The sequence below is a fragment of the Heyndrickxia sp. FSL K6-6286 genome, from assembly GCF_038630395.1.
Classification (GTDB): domain Bacteria; phylum Bacillota; class Bacilli; order Bacillales; family Bacillaceae_C; genus Heyndrickxia; species Heyndrickxia oleronia.
In genome coordinates this window covers 4,719,512-4,738,639 of the sequence record NZ_CP152029.1, presented here as the reverse complement: position 1 = coordinate 4,738,639, position 19,128 = coordinate 4,719,512, and the positions used below count along the sequence as shown (strand labels likewise).

Sequence of the window (19,128 nt, the reverse complement as noted above, 5' to 3'; positions counted from 1 at the left end):
TATGGTACGTAAACGATATATATTAGATTTAAAAAGGGATATGGAACTAGGGGACAAGTATGTTTTACAGGAGTATGTAAGTGAAGGGACTTTTGGTCAAGTGTGGAGAGCGGTTAGGCGTGATGACAGTCAAACAGTAGCTCTAAAGATACCTAAAAGTCAAGAAAAAGGAGATAAGGTATTAGCAGAGGGGTTGAAGCTAAAGGGTCTCTCTCATCCTAACCTTATTCAAATCTATGATATGGGCCGTGTTGACGGATATTTCATTATTGAAATGGAATATTTCGAAGGCCATCCCCTATCCCAAGAGTTAACAAGCACTGGCATATCCACTCTTCGTACTTTCCAAACAGTGTATGAAATATTCGAGAGGATCTTAGAAGGCTTAGAATTTATGCACGATTTGAAGATAGCTCATGGAGATATTAAACCAGATAATATATTAATTAAAGATGAGCAAGTGAAGATTACAGATTTTGGGACAAGTCGTTTAATTGAAGATATCTTTGTAAAGACAATTGATGGTGCAGGTACATATGCGTATATAGCTCCAGAGGTTGCTAATTCAAAAGAGAGATATTTAAATTCAGATATCTATTCACTAGGAGCTATTCTATATCAATTCCTTACAGGGCAAACACCGCATGATACTTTTCTGGATGTTATTCATAATAAGCCTTTTCCACGTCCAAGAGAATTAAATATATCCATACATGAAAAAATGGAACAAGTAATCCTTAAAGCCTTAGAACGTAATCCGGAGGAACGTTATCAGACGGTCACTGAGCTAAGGAATGATTTTAAACGGGCCGTAAAAAAGCACCTCCAGCAAGAAACAAATAAAAAGTATGTACCAAAAGCTACCCTTGTTGAAAAAAGGGATGCTCTTGAATTAGCAATAACTAATTGCAAGTTAGGAAAATTTAAGCTTGCAGAGAAGATTCTTCAAACAGAGATTGCAAATGATCATGTATATCCCGACTTACTTCTTCAGTTATCATTCGTTTATTTTAAAACGGAACGTCGTTTTGAAGCGTTAAAAACAATAGATAGTATTAATGTAAATGCCGTTGAAGAAACCAGAAGAGAAAACTTCATAACCTCGTTGAAAGAATTAAAAGCAAGAATCTTATTCTCAATTAAGAAATTCGAAGAAGCTCAGAAAATCTATCAACAATTAGTACAAAAGCAACCTAAATCTATAGATTATCGCTACCGTTTAGCAATATGCTATGGCCTTTGTAATCAGGAAGATAAGGCAATTCAAATATTAGAGGATATTAATCAAGAGACACCGGGAGTTTGGGTTGTAGTAAAAAAATTAGGTCTAGCATATGAGCAGAAAAGAGAGTACGAAAAAGCAAGGGGATATTTTAAATATGCTCTTAGGTTAAAGCCTGATGATCGGGAGATTATAGCAAAGCTAGAGAAATATGATTTTTACCTTTAGTTTAAAAAAAGGTTACTTTACATAGTAATGCAATAATGAATGGAGGGTTAATAATGGGGATTTTTAGTAGTATTTCATCAGCACTTTTTGGATCATCTGAATCACAAAGAATTAAAGCTAAAAAGGAGTTAGCTTATAATTCTCAAAAAGCTCTTTTTCCAAACGAAGCAAAGGCAGTAGAAGAGCTACTTCAGTATCATTATGAAAAAGCCTTGAGAGATATTATTTATGTATTAGGTAATGCGAGCAACCACCATGCTAATCTTTCAGATAGTGAATATCAAAAAGTGAAAGGCAGTCCGTTTGTAGACCGTTTTATAGAATATTATGCTTATGAAATATTCATAAATGCCTATTCCCTTGGACATCAATTAAGAGCAGGTACTGCAGACGAAAAGTTTCAAAGAGAAATAATGGTCATGATGCAAGAATTAAATAGAAATTTACTTGCTGAGGCTACTTCAACATTTTCATCAACAAAGATAGCCGAGTGTTTTTCAATTGCAGCAAGTAAAGCTGCTGATTTAGGTGCTGAAGCTGGGGCTGAAGTCTATGATCAAGAATATATTGTTGTGAAGAAATAATTAAATAATAGTGCTAGTAAGAGTGCGAAAATTACCATTATCGCACTCTTTTTAAAAATCAAAGTTAATTGACCTTAATGTATTTCATTGTAAACATTGTATTACCACAAACCAATTCACGTAAATGTTTGGACGATTTTACATGCATTTCATCAGTCAAAGACTTAAAAACACAACAAAGGTTACAAATTATGATTAGTGAGATTTTATCCACATATAATACTGGAACCAGTGAATTGTGCTAAGAGAGTTGAGGATATTTAGAATTCAGTTTTTACAAATTTCAATTTTTGATTATAGCACATGAAATTTATAATAATAATTATTGCGGTTTTTTAATAAGGAATTGAGAAAGATGGTGAGGATATGCAATTTAGTTGGTTGGAAGTTAAGAATTTTAGAAACTTTAAAGACATCAAAGTGGATTTAACAAATCAAAATGTAATATTCGGCATGAACGATATAGGAAAAACAAATTTTTTAGCAGCATTAAGATTCTTATTTGATAGAGATATCAGAAAAAATGGACTTACAGAGAGTGATTTTTATATGAGGGATACTGGAAAGGATATATCTATTACAATCTGTATGAATATAAAAGATTTTGATGATAGTGATCATTCTAAACTTATAGTTTCAAGACTAAAAGATGCTAGGGATTCTACAGACTTAGAAAATGTCTATTTAAAATTATTTGGTAGGTATGATAAAGAAGAAGAATTAGGTGGAATAACACTTTTTTGGGGAAATAACCTTAAAAAAATGAAAGAGATACCTCAAAAGAACGGTTTTACTGAATTAGACAGAATTTTTAAAGTAGTATATATTGATCCGCTGATTAATCTTGAACATATTTTTCAAAAGAATAAAAAGGCAATATTTGCTCAAGAGAAATTTAGTAAAACCGATATAGAAAAATCAGACAAAATAAAGAGTCTTACAAGAGAAATCAATACTCAAATTGGTGAAATGGATATTATCAATAATTTCGAAAAGGAAATAACTAAAGAATATTATAGTTTAAAAAATGAAGAACTAGAAGTAACTATAAAATCGGAAATGGCTATAAATGGGTATTTTAGCGATTTAAAGCCATACATAAAGAAGAGTAATGATGATAATTTGTATCCTACCTCTGGAGATGGAAGAAAGAAAATTATTTCTTATTCATTAATGAATTATGTATCTAGAAATTTTAATTCTGAAAAAATATCATTGTTTTTAATTGAAGAACCTGAAAATAGTCTACATAGATCCTTGCAAATTGCACTTTCAAAAAAATTATTCTCCCATGAATCTTATAGATATTTCTTCTTAACTACTCATTCGTCAGAATTACTATATGAGATGGATAATGCTTCATTAATAAGAGTCCATTCTGCTGACAAAGTGGTCTGTTCTTCTTATTTATATAATGTCGGGGAAGATTATATAAATATAAAAACTCAATTAAATAAATTTTTAGTAACAGCAATTTTTTCTGAACGAGTATTACTGATAGAAGGTCCATCAGAAAGGGTATTATTCGAAAAAGTTTTAAATGAAATTAAACCAGACTATGAACTTGAAGGTGCGTATATTTTAGAAGTTTATGGCATATCTTTTAAAAAATATTGGGATGTATTAAATGGCTTAGGTATTAAAGTTTTCGTGAAAACTGATAATGATTTAAAGAGGAAAAAGGGTTCTCCCGATACATTCGACTTAATTGGTTTCAATAGAGCTTTAGAATTATGTGGAGAAGAAAAGAAAAAGCCAATAACAATTGCTTTTGAGAAAACAGATACAGACATTGATAAGAATGAAAAAATTAAGAACAGTAAGATAAAAATATTTGATAATTATCGTAAGAGCAAAAAAATTATTAAAGAAAATAATATTTTTTTATCTAGGATAGATTTAGAGCATGATCTTTATGAAGCACTTGGCACAAGATTAGAAGAACTAACAGGAAGCAAAGACCCAATTAAGTATTTACAATCATCAAAACTTATTAATATGGCAGAATTAACGAAAGTATTAAATCATACAGATTGCCAAAAAATTTATGATGACTCTAGATTTATAGTTTTAAAGGAGTTGATTAACAATGGTGATAAGCGATCAAAATATAAGGGATCAGATATTGAATGAGGATGTGAAAAATATTGCTGTATCTGCGAGTGCTGGATGTGGCAAAACTACTATATTAGTAGAAAAGTTATTAAGAACATGTAATGCAATTAAAAATCATCAAACCATCGCAGCTATTACCTTTACTATCAAAGCAACAGAAGAATTAAGAGAAAGGACAAATACAAATTTACATAAAGATTTAACTATATGTACAAATGACAGTTTTGTTGAAAATGAAATTATACGACCATTTATTATGGACGCTTTGGGTGATGAGTTCAGCCCAGATTTTGTAGTTGATTTTAATAAGAAATTTAATTTTGAAGAAGAGGGATTAAAGTATCTAAAAGCTGATAAAATTTTAGGTAGTTATTATAACAATAAGAAGAATTTTAAGTTTAGATTAGGATTGTATATTTTAAAAAATTCAGTAGCAGCCCAACAATATCTTATTTCTAAATATAGAATGCTATTTTTAGATGAGTATCAAGATAGCGATCAAGATATGCATAATTTATTTATGGATATTAAGGATATGCTAAATATACCATTGTTTATTGTAGGAGACTCGAAACAAGCAATTTATCTATGGAGAGGTGCTAAAGAAAATATCTTTGAAGAATTTGATGAGAGCTTTACTAGATATGAGTTATACCATAATTTTAGATCTCACTATAATATAACTAATTTTGCAAATTTAATTCATAAAGAAAATTATCTAGAAAATAGGGCTAGTGAAATAATAAATGAGGTAGCACTATATTCAACGGATAAAAGCTTTAATAATGCTGTTTTAAAGATTCTACATAAAAAAGAAATAAATTTAAATAAAAAAGTCACTATAATTATTAATATTAATAGTGCTGCTGAGGAGTGTAGGGACTTTTTAAATAAGAATGGATTTCAATTTGAATTTATTCCACGAACTCCGATTGATGATGGAATAATAAATTCATTTGTTTTACGATGTTTAATGAAACTAATTGTTAATAAATATTACTCTGTCTATGACTTTTTATTAGATTTAAATTTAGAAATAAACACTATAGAAATCAGAAATTTAGAAAAACAAGTTGAATTGCTTACACAAAACAATTTAGAAATTCAGAATTTAGAAATAATACTTAAAGAAATTGCTGATATCATAAATGTAAAGTTTAGTGAGAATGAGATTAGAAAGTTTTCACAGACTCTTGAAAATGATAGTTACTATATCTCTTTTTTTAATAACGATAGTAAACATAAAATTATGACTGTGTTTGCCACCAAAGGCTTAGAATTTGACCAAGTTGTAATTAGAGCCTCTGATTATCCATTAGATGGTACAGGTAATTTAAATAATCACTATGTAGCTTTAACAAGGGCTAAAGAAAAAGTTGTTATTGTAGATAATACGAATATCTATCAAAAGAATATCTTTGATAGATTGGAGAAGAAAAACATTCTAACTCTAGATCAGGTATTAAAATCATATGATGTATAAATATTCGGTACAATATAAGAAACGTTTGAGTTAACATTGATGAAACATAATTTAGTTAAGATAGGATAGTTTTTTTATGGTGAATATCTCTAGAGTGCGAAAATAGATATTATCGCACTCTGATTTTTTTCAATCTGGCCAGATTAGAGCAACTTTTAATGAGGAAAGAGATTGTGAAGAAATGTATTCGAAGTAATGAGAGTAAATGAAGAAAAATAATAGAACTATCAATATTATTAAAGAGACTTATTGAAGATGATAACATTGTTTCATAATGTATAAGTGAAAATCTAGATGAAAATAAACTAAGGATTTTTTAGATATTAATTTACAATTTATGATTTTAAAAAATTTTTATTAAATTTAACAAAATATCTTAAAATCTTAAAAAATGCGGCTATAATTTTTATAGTTTAAATTGAAAGGAGCGAAAATAATAAAATTAAGTATAAACAAATAAATTCAATTTGTTTTAATTCAAATTAATTAAATTCAATTTAAAAAGGGAGATCCCCAACTTGATTCTTATAATGTGTGTTTTTAAACATTCATTATCTGAATAAGGAGGGGGTCTTTTTATTTTCTAATTAGAAGGGGGAAATATGGCAAATTCCATTTTAAAAAGAGCAATTATTAAAGAAGAATTAGTAGTATTAACAGGAAACTTTGCCTTGGCAACAACTTTAAATCAATTACTTTATTGGTCAAAACGAGTAAAGGATTCAGACGGCTTGATTGCTGAAGAGTTAGAGCGTATTTCTACAAATAAAGTTTCTGATTTAAGACATGGCTGGATTTATAAATCTTCTGAAGAATTGTCTCAGGAAATCATGTTAGGAAGTCCGAGTACAGTTAGGAGAAACTTGAAAGAGCTTGTTAACCAGAAATATGTCTTTGAAAGGAGAAATCCAAACCCAAGATATAAATTTGATAAAACCCTGCAGTACAGGGTTAATTTAGTGAAAATAGTTGAGGAACTTAATAAATTGGGCTATAGACTAGAACACTTTGATAATTTTTATAATGATCGAGTTAAGTTTACTGAATCATCAAAACAGGTATTAAGTGAACCATCGAATGTGCAAAATGACGCATCGATGAGTATTACTGAATTCTCGGGTAATCAAGGTGCGCGAGCAATACCAGAGAATACTACAGAGATTTTTTATAAAGAAATTGATGAGGAAGACACTAAGTCAGCAAATGATAGTTATTTCCAAGACCCATTTGCTGATCAAATTGCTCGATATTTTTTAATGAAAAGTGCCAAGTACGTTTTAACGGATTCGGATAGATTATCAATTACACAAGTTGCACAACTGGATCTTAATTTACAAACAGTAACCCAGTTAATTGACAATTGTTTCAATGGGTTTGTACCACAACACGAAAGGGACCGTATTCGGTCATTTGCATATGTGGCAAACTACATTTTCGATAAGCATCATAATTTTAAAAAGAAATTAAATCACCAGCAAGATAATATTCAGGAGGAAAAATTTAATGGAAAAACTAAACGATCAATTTTCGCAAATACTAAGCAATCTTCAGGAGAAGTATGGTTCAATCGAGCAAAAGCGAACGGAATCATTTGAAGTCTTAGATGAGGTTTCAGACAAATGTCCTTATAAACAGTGTGACGGTTCAGGTTATATTGTATTTAAAGAACTAGGTGAAGTTAAAATGGCTATTTGTGAATGCCGACAAGATAAGGAATTATTAACTAAGTTTAAATTCGCAAAGATTCCAATTGACCTTCAAGATTGTACTGTAAAGGAGTTTCGAACAGATATCTATCGAGTAGAGGAAAACCGGATGAAAGCTGAGTTTGCTAAACGAGTCGCAAGTGAATTTACGGAGAATTTTCATGAATTCAAGGATCACGGAAAGGGATTGTATCTTTACAGTAAAACAACTGGTAGTGGAAAGAGCCGTTTGGCAGTTAGTATTGCGAATGACATTATCAGACGATTTGATATAAATGTGTTATATATTTCTTCAGCAAATATGCTTAATGAGCTAAAAAATACTTTTGACAATAAGAATGGCATTCGTGAATTAGATATTTCAAATTATTACGGAAATGTGGAAGTTTTAATTATTGATGATTTTGGTGTAGAAAAAGCATCAGATTGGTCAGAAAGCATTTTTACTCAGATTTTAGAAGAGCGCATGAATAATAAAAAAGTCACCATTTTAACCTCGAATTTGAGTGTAGAGGAATTGTCGGGTAAATATCCGGCTGGAAGAATTCAGGGCAGAATCGAAAAAATAACTTTTCCTCTAGCAATGCCGGAGGAAAGCGTTCGTTCTATTTTAGCAGCAGAAGAGAATGAAGGCATATTTGAAAAAATATTCGGCGTTTAGATAAGAAGCAATGAACAAGATCAATCTGATTAGGTTGATCTTGTTTTTTACAGAGGTTCGATTATGTGAATTTATCGTTGTAACAATAAGAGCAACCGTAAATTAAATAAAGAAAGCCAATTCTTGAGAGGAACTGATATTGGTAACCCATAATAGTGTCTATTTCATGTAATGGTTACCATGACTGGTTACCTTAATCGAGTACCATAACCAAAAATTATAGTTTATTAAGATTTAAGTGGCACATAAATGGATTTCTTTGAGAATTCTAGCTAGAACTTACGTTTGAAAATGATTTGGTAACGAATGATGGTAACTATATAAAATGCCATTATATCAACGATTTTGCAACACTATATATTAACGGTATCTGAATCTAGTAACCATTGAAAGTTACTAATAGCCGTAATAAGCATTTGATGGCAAATCCGGATACAGGAACAATCAATATAGTTCAAAGTACTTCGATTTTATGATCTTAAATTATTGACATATAAAAACATTTCAATAAATCTAAATTAGAGATTTCGAGCATTTAATTGAAAATTATTATGAACCTTGTGCATTCTTAGCCTTTCAGTTTTATTATGGTAGTTTACTAGAAATATAGAGAATCCCCGATATAATGCTTAATGAAAAGCAGTTAGATTAAATCCATTTTGAGCTTTCTCTACTGAATTCTCTATATATACCAAGGTGATATGATTTCCTATCTAGTTTTATTAGGTCGATTTTAATCTAAGTAATATAGTTTAATTGATCCGAAATAATAGGCTTTCAAGTAGAGGAAACTCTATTACTTTGGAAAACACTGTTACTCTGGCTTACTAATTCCGGGGTAACAGACTTTAGCAGTAACAACTATAAAAGGGGATAGGTACTATTTGTTTATCAAAGTAATTTTTTAAAAAAATTTGAAGGGAGTTTGTAAAAGATTGGACGATGTTAGTGTAATTAAAGGGAAAGGGAGATCCCGGCTGGAAGTTAAAACTTCTGAAATCCTGTTATTAGAATATTTAGAACGTCATCGATTGCTTACGATGGCACAACTTTATAAGTATTTTACTCAGTTCTTGGGAGAAGAGATTAAAGAATACTCATTTAAAAATCGATTAAGAAGACTGGAGGAATTTAAATTAGTTCGTTCTTCTAGTTTTGCAGAAGGTTTCGATGGTGAACGTTTTAAGTGTTGTTCAATTGGTACTGGTGGAATCAATTTGTTAATTGAAAATGGGCTTTTGTTTGAAGATTACAATAAGAATCAAATATATCAACTATTAGAAAAGAAGAATAAACTTCATTTCTTATATACACAAGAGGTAGTTCTGAATATTATGTGTACCACTAAACAAAGATTATCATTGCCGCAATATAAGCATTACAGTCAAACTAAATTATATAGCTCGTTATCACCGTCTCATGTTCCTTATGAAATGTGGATTGAGAAGGCAAGTAAGCCCGTAGCTATGTTTAACAAGGGAGCAGCACACGCTAGAGCAGCACAATTTATTAATAACAATCAACAGTATAAAAAAACTACTGGTGATTGGGTAACAATTATTCGTCCAGACTGGATATTAAAAAGGGAATTTGAAAATCAAGGACAAAAAACAAGATATCTAAACATTGAATTAGATACCGGTACGGAGCCATTCGAACAACTTGAGGATAAGGTTTGGAGATACTGTATACTGGCCGAACGAGAATCAAATAGTAGTAAACACGGGGTTCTATTTGTACTGCCTGACGAAAGTTTTTCAAAAAGGACGAAGTATGGCGATAGAAGTCAAAGAATAACAAATATCCGCGAAAAAATATTTAATGATCCGTTAATGGCCGATAGGATAAAAAAAGTAAATTTAGCAGTAGGTGTAGTATCGTTAAGAAATGCTGGGGTTGTTGCAACTAATTTTTTGGTACCGAAATTATTTAAATAGTAAACTATTAAGCAAAGTTGCAGCTTTTAGTACTTTATGAAATTTGTTTGTAGATGTGCAAGTGAATTTATCCCCCATCAGAGGGGGATATCATTTGATTTTGGAAGTACAAATGTTATTATTACAACAATCTTCAGTACAAAAATTACTAAGGCATTTGAAACAACGAATATACGAACTATCTTAATAACTAGTAAATTCACCTTCATTTATTACATTTTTTTATAGTGTTTACTATTTTATTACTTCCTGATGATTAAAAATTAATTACCATAGTTTTTGGAATGATTAATGATATAGAAGTTTGACTGGATTTCAAAAAGATCACACTTTCGCAAACGGGCCATTTAATTGAATTAGACTTGAATATTTATTCTAGTAAATAAGATTGTAAGACAGATAAGATGTAAAACATATTTGACATCTCATTTGTCTTTTTTTATAATTAAAGTGTAAAAAACATTTTACACCTTATAAAAATTAAAGGTGGTTGAGTGAATGGAAAATAGAATTAAGGAGTACAGAGAAAAAAGCAGTTTTTCACAAGGGAAATTAGCAGAATTATGCAATGTAAGCAGACAAACGATTAACGCTATTGAGAACAATAAATATGACCCAAGTTTGCAGTTAGCATTTGATATAGCAAGGACTTTGGGTGTCGCTATGGAAGATTTATTTATCTCTGAGAATAGGAGGGAAAGGAATGAGTAAAACCAAAAGTATTATAGCTATTTTAGTCTTTATTGCTTTTCTATCAATTGTAGGATTTTCCTTATACAAATGGGTTAGTTTTGGAACTATAGATGCAGCGGGTATATTCTTTAGTTTTCTAGCTTTAAGCTATTTTTTTAATTGGCTTAATTGGGGTCATCATGAAGGCGGTGGAGAAAAAGATGAATTAGATAGACATATTGAAACTCAAAGTGCCAAAATAGGTTATTATGTACTAATGATTCTATCTGGTCTAATATTATTTATTTCTGAAGGAACTGGTAATTTCAAACATATTAATAATTATCCACTGGTTGTAGTGGTAGGCCTTACATTTGTTACGGTCCCAATTACAGAATTTATATATTCAAAGAAGTACAAGTAATAAAAATGGTTACTATGTTATTACACAATCGGGCGTGTTTGTGGAAAATCAAAAGCCTAATCCCTCGCAAAAAAATATAGGGGGATTAGGCTTTTTTCTTTCGAAATCCTTTGCGTTGTAAATACCGCTTTCCGGATTTTCCCCATAGGTAACTGCATTGGCGATAAGTGGTAAATATAATGGTGAAAGCTAGTGAGAATTATAACGAAAGTGGTAAATTCTTATGGTTGTAATTAACTCTTACCCTTTATGCTTATTGTTATAAGTTAGTCTTCTTCTCTAAGAGAAGATAAAAATGCAAATAAGTTCTTCTTTTGCTTTTCAGTTAGCGAGTGGATGCTTTGCATTAACTGTTGATCAATTAGGTTTTGTTCATCACTCATATCGTTTAATTGCTTGAAAAATTCATGAAGTGGAACGTTAAAATAATTACAATATTGTTCTATAAAACGGATACTTATATCTTGTTCTCCAGCCTCGATTCTTGATAGTCGGGGCTGTGTCGTTTGGAGCGCTGAAGCTAAATCCATCATAGAGACTTTATGTTCTTTTCGGATCTTTCTAATTAATTCTCCTGTGCTTTTATTGATCATGGTCCATTATCCTTTTTAGTTCTAGTTTATCTTTTTCCCATTTTACAAGCAAATAAACATAAATTATAATATAAGTTATATAAAAAATATATATAATACGTTATAAAGGGTGGGATAAATGGATAACCTATCATTTGATGAAGCTTTTAATGATTTTGTCGAGAAGCGTATTCATGAAGCTTTAACAAAAAAATCAGATTCAAAGCAGAAGGAATTACTAGAAAGTCTTGAAAGTGAATTGTTATCGCTCTTATCTTCAGAAAGCGATAGGGATAAATTAAAAGAAATTTTCTTCAAGATATTATGTGAACAGAATCAAATTTGCTATGAGTTAGGTTTGGCTGATTCGCAGTTATTTTCATTAAAACTTTCTAAGTAACGATTAAAGTACCACCATTGAAAACTTGAAAAAAGTAAATACCTTAATCTGCTTTTTGCAGTATCAATAATTACAAGCTGGAGGTGCGTTATTATGGGAACGTATATTGGTTTGTCACTCCTTCCCAAAGGAGTATCTCAACTACAATGGGGAAAGGTATACGAAGAAAGTCTTGAATTATTAAACGCATTTCCGTTTGCAGATATAATAGAGAAAGATTACTTTGGACTCACTATCCCTGTGTTTGTACAAGCAAAAGAAAAAGTTAAGCAAAAAAAGTTTTGGCAGTTTTGTGGAGATTTAAATAGCAAAAAATATGGGGAAACTTTCAAACTTTATAAAGACATAAGTGTTTATAAGAAATCGGTTGAATCTGATGAAAGAAAAGATATTTTACTAGAGAATCAAGCGCAGCATATAGTAAACATTTTTGATTCAAAGACGCAAGGTCATGAGTATCATTTGTATATATTAGCTATTGCAATGCTTATAGAAAGCCGTCTCCCCAAATACGCCTTAGTCAGCGGTAATATTGACTATAAACAATGTGTTAAAGCAAAAGAGTTGGCAGACATGCATCTTTCTACTCCAATTGATCTACCTGTTAGGGTGAATGCAGAGAGGCTGTTTTCGCGATTTAGTCATATTAATAATGACGTTGATAAGATTGAAATTTTGGAAAGGTGGTTAATTGCTGATCAAGAAAAAAAGTTTGAAATGATATTTAATCTCTTTTCAAGGGAGAGTTTCGTTCAGTGGTATTTAAGGAATCTAAGGTCTTATTCTTCACCAGTACAGGTAGGCTCATTGAAACTTATGATCTATTATTTGAACATAGTAAAAGATATAAAAAGTTTAATTTATTTAGCATGTAAACATGAGGATGGTCCTAAATTTCATTCACTTGAAATGATAAAAGCCATTGCACGGACATGGATATGTTTGCCTCAAGAACACTTTTCGTTTATGAAGGCTTTTAATAAAGTTGAAGGGCATCCGGAAATTGTTGAACGGCAATTTGGAATGATGGTGATGGATTTAAAGTTCTCAGGTAGAGAAATCAAAACTCATATTCTTTTAGACGAAGTAGCAGCAAATTTAGAGAACCATTTTCCAGATTTTGAGGGAAGTATTGAACAAACTTTAATCAATGAAATTTCTTTAATAGAAGGAGAACTACAAACATTTCGTGAGCAAGCTAAGACATCTCTTGAACTATCAGATGTATCTACTGAAGATAAAATGTATTTTGCAGATGAAGAAGCGTTTCTATATTTTAATGGTGATAGTGTAGTCTTAACAGAAGAGCAAGAACTACATTTGAAATCTATTGCATATAGTATTAAGGTCTTTTTAGAACAAAATGAGTATTCCACGATGTTAAATCAATTCTTATTTGGATCCATGTTAGACATGAAAAAAGTGTTAGCAGGGTTAGCTAATGAAAAATTCCATATGATATTGACAGAACATACGTGGAACTGGATTCAGGCAACAGATAATGTTGAGTTAATAAAAATATTATTGTTAAAACTACTAATTGACGAGCTAATGGCTAATAAGAATGAAAAAAATAAAATGGATATGCGGAAAGCGATGTTCGAAAACAGGATACTTTTGGAAAGAATAAATGGATATTTGAAAGATGAACAAACAATGGAAATGCTTAATAGGTGGAGTACACACCAAAAATAAACTGAATCAATAGTAGGGCATTTTATTTTCTGCTAATTGAACAAGAGGGAGAAAGGCTTATTAAACTTTTACTTTGTAAAAATTGTGGCGACATATTTAATCTCGATTTTATTGTAAAAAGTTGTCGGTGTGGTGTTACTGGTGGTAAGTACTTAGATCAAAGGTTGGCTGAATACTTTGGCGATGCTATACCTATAGGGATTGCTAATGATTCGCTAATTAGTGCAATAAATAATCAACCGTATGACGGTATGGGGGAATTATTTAAGGCATTTGTAATTCCAGTTCAATGCCACACTTTTATAAGGAAAGAAGATTTATAAAAATAATTAGCTACATTTATTGAACAGACTACTTTAATAGGGTAATTTAATAAATTTCTCAATCAATATTCTTTATTAACATTATTAGCTATGTTATCACTTATTCACTTATTGTTGATTTGAATAATCAAAGCGAGGTGGATCTGTTTGATGGTCAAAGGCTATCTTCAGTTGAAATATGCTCGAAATTATCAAGCTTCGCATAATAAATGCTATAGATGTAATACAGAACTAACTTATTTTATTCAAACTGTTAAAATTGGAAATCAAACTATTGAAAATGCTAAGGTACTTATGTGTCCAAATTGTTCAAAAATGTACAAATATAATTAACAGATGTTTCTTAGGAACTCCGATTCGTTTTTTAGGTATAAATTATCGTATAACTAAAACACGAGTCGGAGTGTTGGTAGCATTTCGGTTCGCGTCCATTGTGAATCTTAGAGCAAATAATCCACCCGAACGGTTCATAATGAAAAAAGGTAGCCTATAAAGGGATTAGTCCATCTCTATAGGTTGCCTTTTTTATTTGTGTTAATTTAATTGTTAATTTACTTGCTATTTAAGTGGAGGAATCATTTGTTATTTTAGTTGCAAATTTATGTTTTCTCCACGTTATCTGAACTACTTAATGAAATATCCATCTGTTTTTTTGCGTATTGTGTATTTTGTTTTATAACGATGTAACCTTCTTCATGAATTAGTTGCAAAAATAAATCGATAATTTCTTGCGCCTGAATTAAATCTATCCCTTTTTCATTGGATATTTCTTTAGCTAATCTATCGCGAGTATTTCGTATCATTACGTAACCCCCATTGTTTAAGATAAAAGGCTGGAAGTTCAATATTTTACCCTGATTTTTGTATGTAATTATTATTTTACTCCATTGCTAATATGGAACACCTTGGCTGATTGGCCTATTACCTCCTCAAGGCGCATTTTGAACTGTCTTACTACCTCATCAGCATGTATCGTTTTATTAATCCAATCTGTATCAACATATACGGCAAACTCATCATTTATCAAGTAACCATCTTCTGACTGCTCTCCTTTAATAACCATTCGTGTTGTTCCTTTTACCGTATCTATAATATATTTTAACTCATCATCCATTTTCACCTGTTTTTGCACTGCATTACCCCCAAAATAGTATTTTTTAAAGCTTTTCATGCCTTTTTTACGTTATTTTTAATACGAGTTTAGCCAATTCTTATTTTACAATGAATAAAACATATTTTATAATATATTATATATAATAAATATATAAAATGTGATATAAATATTGGTATAATGAATTACTTATTCATTAAATTCTCAAGTAATTAGTGGTTAAAGGAGTAGCGATGCAGTACGTAAAACATTTAGGATTTCTACAATTAGATATGTGTATAATCACAAAGTTAGACGAGGTACCACATTCAAAAATCTCTGATGAGCTTTTATCAGATATCGTAACTGTCCTTGCAAAACACGAAGTTGTAACGGATAGTATAATTTTCGATTTTTTAAGTAGTGAGAGATGTGAACAGAAGGATATTTTACACAAGGCGTTGATTGAAGCGGGTAAACGAATTGCGACGGAAAATCTATTAGCAGCTCAGAAAAAGCAATAGTTCATTATTAAATTTTTAAAACACTACTAAAGAGGAAGTGTTCGATGTTTATATTTAAAAACGAAAAGGAAAAAATCCTCCTAGAAATAAATATTGACTACCCTATTGAGGATTTCTTTTCCTTAGTAAATTACATAAAACGAGCCACAAATCTAGATCTAGTAAGAACAGAAACAAAGCAGTTAATAGAAGCTAGCACCCAAGTATGCTCAAATAGATTTTACTACAAAGATTTAAACCAAGAGATTGAAATAATGATTAAAGATAGTTCTTATTCAATTCATTTTAGCAATTTTGTTACCTTATCTGGTGTTATAGAGAAGGAAAAGCATAAGGAACTTGAGTGTAAAGATATTAAAGAAATCAGAATTAAAATAACTAGTAGAACTGAAACGGGGTTGTATGAGGTCTGTATTGATAATATAAAAAAATATTACCTAATGGAATCGACTTCTCACCTTTCAAAATATCAAATAAAAAAGATTCTTAATGGAAAACGTTCTATAAATTATATACAGATTAGACTATAACGTATAGAGAGTAAATAATATATTACAAGTAAAAAGGGGAATATCAACATGGAAATATACTCTGGTAAGTTAAAGATAGAGCTTGCAACAATTGTTGAGTCTTCAGAAGAAAACAATATGAAAAACAAAGCTCATGAAGGGTTAACTATGGAATTGTTGAAGGAACTTCGCCTTTTACTAGGTGCTGCTGGATACATGGTAGGAGCTATTGGAACAACATTGGAAAAAGTTGAAAATCCCAAGTCTAGTGATTATTCTATGATTAAATCAGAAGTAGAGAAATCCAAAAAAGAAATTAACCGCGTGTATAACAAGGCTAGTAGAATATCATTTAGAATTGAATAAATTGTATTATTCCGCAACCGCCTTAAAATTAAGAAGGCGGTTATTTTTATATTTTTATATCGCTTAGATACAAAAAATAATGTCCTTATGAAAAGAATTATTTAATCAATATTTAGACAAACATAGATCAAATAATCGACTTCCGATGTACAAATGGAGATTTTAAAGCTTTAGAAGCCCTTTTCAAGCCTTTTTAAAGCTCTAGCATAGGTCGTATTCCGCTCTTTTTCTTCCCAATCGAGATTTTGAAGTATACGTTGCCAATAAATATTCCCTTTTTCGGCGTAAGACTTTGCTGTCTCCCGCCATAAAAAGGCTTCCGCCTCTTCCAAAACGATAAAGATCTACTTTGAATTTTGAAATGGGGCATACCTTCTTCTTTTATTAAATGGTATATCGTGGCAGGACTTGATCTGAAATACTCGGCAGCTTCTTTTACCGATAATACTGTTCTTCCATACTAACGTGTTTTTTCATTCTGTGCTTTCGCATATAAATCTTTAGAAAATTTATCAAGTTCCTCAGTTCACCTCTGTAAAATGATTTTGTTCAATCCTAATATAAACCAGCAATGCAAAATCAATATGGTAGGCTGTTAAAAGGGCTGCTTTCCGTAGAAAAATGAGCTGTTGGGACAATGCTAACATTATAGAAAAAAGTAAAGAAAAAATGCAAAATAGATATGAATGTATCTACAAGAAAAATTGTAAAAACAATTGGATATTTCTGTTAAAATAAAAAGGGATATTTATAATAAGTTAGGTTGAAAATCAATTTCATATATTAAGGGGTGAACCATCGTTATGAAAATTACAAAGGGGATTATAATTGGAATTATTTTCGGTTTAATTTTATCCTTCTGTATTTCTTTTATTTTTATGGTGGTTACACAAGGGCTAGCAGGTGGCTTTACATCTTTATTTGGAGAGAGTTGGTTATACTACGCAACGGTTTTTCCCTTTGTATTAACCTTTTCAATATTAGGATCTTACTTTGCAAAACGAGAAAATGTATCAAACGAAAAGTTTTGGTTATTGAGTCTAATATCGGCATTGTTTATTACCCTCTATAGTGGAACTATTGGGGCTTTATTTGGTGAGTATCTTGTCAGGGGAGGAAGCCTTAGAACTTATACAGCGGGTGGTTTTATTGGCGTTAATGTAGAGGGTGTCTTAGTTTGGGGAACCATTTATGCTTTTGTTATGTTGCCTTTGACTGTACCATTGGCACGTTTGAGTATCCAAGTATTTTTCCAATTGCTTAGTAAATTTAAAATACCGTGTTAAGCAGCAACAAGTTATCTCTTCGGATACTGTTATTAATTTGAAAAGGAGAAATTCCAGTGGTGATGGTTGAAAAGTATAACCTTAATGAAGAAACGTTAAATTTTATACTTGATTTTGAGAAAAAAGTTGAAAAGGGTAGAGTTTTTACAAATAAGGAATTGGTAAAGCTGTTTGAATCGTCCTCTTTCTACAACGAGGTGGTGCAGTCTTATTATAAGACGGCAATACAAAAATCTATCTGGTGGGCTGTTAAAAGGAGTAATAACTGGCTCATGGAGAGAGGGAAATATACGAAACTGTAATAGAGTTTAACTATGGGAAGTTAGCTCCCAAAAAATCGTATTGAAGTTACAGTCGACAGATAAGAAATGAATCTGTCGTCTTTCTTTTCCTCTTACATAACGAATAAATTGTATGTTTTCATAAATTTATTAATCCAGAAATATCTAGAGAAAAAGACTCACTTCATTAAATAACTATTTAATGAAGTAAAAATAGAATTATAGAGATTTGGATTTTCAATTCACCGTAGAGAGAGCTCGAAATCAATAGGCAAAGCAAACGCTATAAAGATTTGAAGATGAGAGGGAGCTATGGGGAGATCTGTGAATTATATTTGCCGGAAGCTTTAATGGATTTGATTGAGGTGCTGGCTCCGCTATATTAAAAAGATAGGGCTTCTTCCCTTGAAATGATTTACCATGTGGATACAGACCGTTGCAGGGGATACAATCAGAAGTGGAAAGGGAAGGATATTTCCTTCAATGGTTGTTATGCCTAAAGGATAGAAATTCTAAATAAGTAAAAAGAAACGGAGATATTATAAAAATGAACGATGTCTTAACTGTACAAAAACAACTCATAGATGAATACGAAGGTCATTTAAATAGATTAACTGAAAGACTTGGATTTAGGTATTCAATTTCTCCTGATCAAAATTTAATAGAGATATGGGGGAAAACATTAAATGAACCTAGGTTTAAAATGTTTACCATAAATGTTTTTGGTCCGGATGAAATTGTTGGCGAACTTACTATGACGGAGTTGTTTGTTCCCAAAGAATTACACCATAACAGAATAGTGTTTGGATTAATGAATATAACATATGAGATAGCCAAAAAGTATGACTACGATGTTTTTATTACAAATATGGTAAGTAGCTTTTATCACTATATGACTAAAGTTAGAGGCGCTTTACCAATAGAGGTTGAGAACACTGTACAATTGGTAGATACAACTAATTTAAATTAATCAAAATAAAATAAGATATAGGTAGACAATCAATTTAAGATAAGTGATATAAATGGAAAAAAGATATCAAAATCCAAGGG

Annotated in this window: 21 protein-coding genes; 17 read left to right on the top strand and 4 right to left on the bottom strand. The window is 30.9% G+C overall.

Translation table 11 applies throughout. The annotated features are described in order from the left end of the window. The first annotated feature begins 1 nt into the window (after position 1). From MHI39_RS23855 to MHI39_RS23815, 9 genes are all read left to right on the top strand, one after another. Positions 2 to 1,450, top strand: a complete 1,449-nt coding sequence (locus tag MHI39_RS23855) for a protein kinase (RefSeq protein WP_342540372.1) — start codon at positions 2 to 4, stop codon at positions 1,448 to 1,450. 53 nt (positions 1,451 to 1,503) lie between these two features. After that, a complete protein-coding gene (locus MHI39_RS23850; protein WP_342540371.1) occupies positions 1,504 to 2,034 on the top strand; it encodes a hypothetical protein in 531 nt (176 codons plus the stop codon). A gap of 366 nt (positions 2,035 to 2,400) precedes the next feature. Continuing rightward, complete coding sequence (locus tag MHI39_RS23845; RefSeq protein ID WP_342540370.1) at positions 2,401 to 4,167, top strand: AAA family ATPase; 1,767 nt, start codon at positions 2,401 to 2,403, stop codon at positions 4,165 to 4,167. Beyond that, complete coding sequence (locus MHI39_RS23840) at positions 4,124 to 5,632, top strand: UvrD-helicase domain-containing protein (protein WP_342540369.1); 1,509 nt, start codon at positions 4,124 to 4,126, stop codon at positions 5,630 to 5,632. The genes MHI39_RS23845 and MHI39_RS23840 overlap by 44 nt, the downstream gene beginning before the upstream one ends. 602 nt (positions 5,633 to 6,234) lie before the next feature. Further along, entirely contained in the window at positions 6,235 to 7,227 is a 993-nt protein-coding gene (locus MHI39_RS23835; protein WP_342540368.1) for a hypothetical protein, read from the top strand. After that, positions 7,136 to 7,999 (top strand): ATP-binding protein, encoded by an 864-nt coding sequence (locus tag MHI39_RS23830; protein ID WP_342540367.1) that lies wholly within the window; start codon positions 7,136 to 7,138, stop codon positions 7,997 to 7,999. Before MHI39_RS23835 ends, MHI39_RS23830 begins: the two co-directional genes overlap by 92 nt. A gap of 935 nt (positions 8,000 to 8,934) precedes the next feature. Then, the gene (locus MHI39_RS23825; protein WP_342540366.1) at positions 8,935 to 9,936 is read left to right on the top strand and encodes a replication-relaxation family protein; all 1,002 of its coding nucleotides are present in this window, start codon (positions 8,935 to 8,937) and stop codon (positions 9,934 to 9,936) included. Between the two features lie 498 nt (positions 9,937 to 10,434). Continuing rightward, positions 10,435 to 10,647 carry a helix-turn-helix transcriptional regulator gene (locus MHI39_RS23820; RefSeq protein ID WP_342540365.1) on the top strand — a complete coding sequence of 71 codons (213 nt, stop codon included), beginning with the start codon at positions 10,435 to 10,437 and terminating at the stop codon, positions 10,645 to 10,647. Beyond that, the gene (locus MHI39_RS23815) at positions 10,640 to 11,032 is read left to right on the top strand and encodes a hypothetical protein (RefSeq protein ID WP_342540364.1); all 393 of its coding nucleotides are present in this window, start codon (positions 10,640 to 10,642) and stop codon (positions 11,030 to 11,032) included. Before MHI39_RS23820 ends, MHI39_RS23815 begins: the two co-directional genes overlap by 8 nt. 266 nt (positions 11,033 to 11,298) lie before the next feature. Here MHI39_RS23815 and MHI39_RS23810 read toward each other — a convergent pair whose 3' ends face one another. Beyond that, positions 11,299 to 11,625, bottom strand: coding sequence for a helix-turn-helix transcriptional regulator (locus MHI39_RS23810; RefSeq protein ID WP_342540363.1), 327 nt, complete (start codon positions 11,623 to 11,625; stop codon positions 11,299 to 11,301). 118 nt (positions 11,626 to 11,743) lie between these two features. Between MHI39_RS23810 and MHI39_RS23805 the strand changes: the two genes are divergently transcribed. Beyond that, positions 11,744 to 12,004 carry a hypothetical protein gene (locus tag MHI39_RS23805; RefSeq protein WP_342540362.1) on the top strand — a complete coding sequence of 87 codons (261 nt, stop codon included), beginning with the start codon at positions 11,744 to 11,746 and terminating at the stop codon, positions 12,002 to 12,004. Positions 12,005 to 12,097: 93 nt separating this feature from the next. Further along, positions 12,098 to 13,699 (top strand): hypothetical protein, encoded by a 1,602-nt coding sequence (locus MHI39_RS23800; protein ID WP_342540361.1) that lies wholly within the window; start codon positions 12,098 to 12,100, stop codon positions 13,697 to 13,699. A gap of 922 nt (positions 13,700 to 14,621) precedes the next feature. Here MHI39_RS23800 and MHI39_RS23795 read toward each other — a convergent pair. Beyond that, entirely contained in the window at positions 14,622 to 14,825 is a 204-nt protein-coding gene (locus MHI39_RS23795; RefSeq protein ID WP_342540360.1) for a hypothetical protein, read from the bottom strand. Between the two features lie 71 nt (positions 14,826 to 14,896). Then, the gene (locus MHI39_RS23790) at positions 14,897 to 15,154 is read right to left on the bottom strand and encodes a hypothetical protein (RefSeq protein WP_342540359.1); all 258 of its coding nucleotides are present in this window, start codon (positions 15,152 to 15,154) and stop codon (positions 14,897 to 14,899) included. 212 nt (positions 15,155 to 15,366) lie between these two features. Here MHI39_RS23790 and MHI39_RS23785 point away from each other — a divergent pair, with 212 nt between their 5' ends. Genes MHI39_RS23785 through MHI39_RS23775 form a run of 3 tightly spaced genes read left to right on the top strand, consistent with a single transcriptional unit; the run spans position 15,367 to position 16,511 of the window. Beyond that, complete coding sequence (locus MHI39_RS23785) at positions 15,367 to 15,636, top strand: hypothetical protein (protein ID WP_342540358.1); 270 nt, start codon at positions 15,367 to 15,369, stop codon at positions 15,634 to 15,636. Positions 15,637 to 15,680: 44 nt separating this feature from the next. Next, positions 15,681 to 16,166: a hypothetical protein gene (locus tag MHI39_RS23780; protein ID WP_342540357.1), complete on the top strand. Its 486-nt coding sequence runs from the start codon at positions 15,681 to 15,683 to the stop codon at positions 16,164 to 16,166. Positions 16,167 to 16,214: 48 nt separating this feature from the next. Continuing rightward, the gene (locus MHI39_RS23775) at positions 16,215 to 16,511 is read left to right on the top strand and encodes a hypothetical protein (protein WP_342540356.1); all 297 of its coding nucleotides are present in this window, start codon (positions 16,215 to 16,217) and stop codon (positions 16,509 to 16,511) included. 170 nt (positions 16,512 to 16,681) lie between these two features. Here MHI39_RS23775 and MHI39_RS23770 read toward each other — a convergent pair whose 3' ends face one another. Continuing rightward, entirely contained in the window at positions 16,682 to 16,843 is a 162-nt protein-coding gene (locus MHI39_RS23770; protein ID WP_342540355.1) for a hypothetical protein, read from the bottom strand. A gap of 471 nt (positions 16,844 to 17,314) precedes the next feature. On the opposite strand from MHI39_RS23770, the gene MHI39_RS23765 reads away from it, so the two are divergent. The 3 genes from MHI39_RS23765 to MHI39_RS23755 all read left to right on the top strand — a co-directional run bounded on the left by MHI39_RS23765 (position 17,315) and on the right by MHI39_RS23755 (position 19,048). Further along, positions 17,315 to 17,797 (top strand): hypothetical protein, encoded by a 483-nt coding sequence (locus MHI39_RS23765; RefSeq protein WP_342540354.1) that lies wholly within the window; start codon positions 17,315 to 17,317, stop codon positions 17,795 to 17,797. Positions 17,798 to 17,859: 62 nt separating this feature from the next. Beyond that, the gene (locus MHI39_RS23760) at positions 17,860 to 18,099 is read left to right on the top strand and encodes a hypothetical protein (protein WP_342541483.1); all 240 of its coding nucleotides are present in this window, start codon (positions 17,860 to 17,862) and stop codon (positions 18,097 to 18,099) included. 526 nt (positions 18,100 to 18,625) lie between these two features. Beyond that, positions 18,626 to 19,048: a hypothetical protein gene (locus tag MHI39_RS23755; protein WP_342540353.1), complete on the top strand. Its 423-nt coding sequence runs from the start codon at positions 18,626 to 18,628 to the stop codon at positions 19,046 to 19,048. Positions 19,049 to 19,128: the final 80 nt, after the last annotated feature.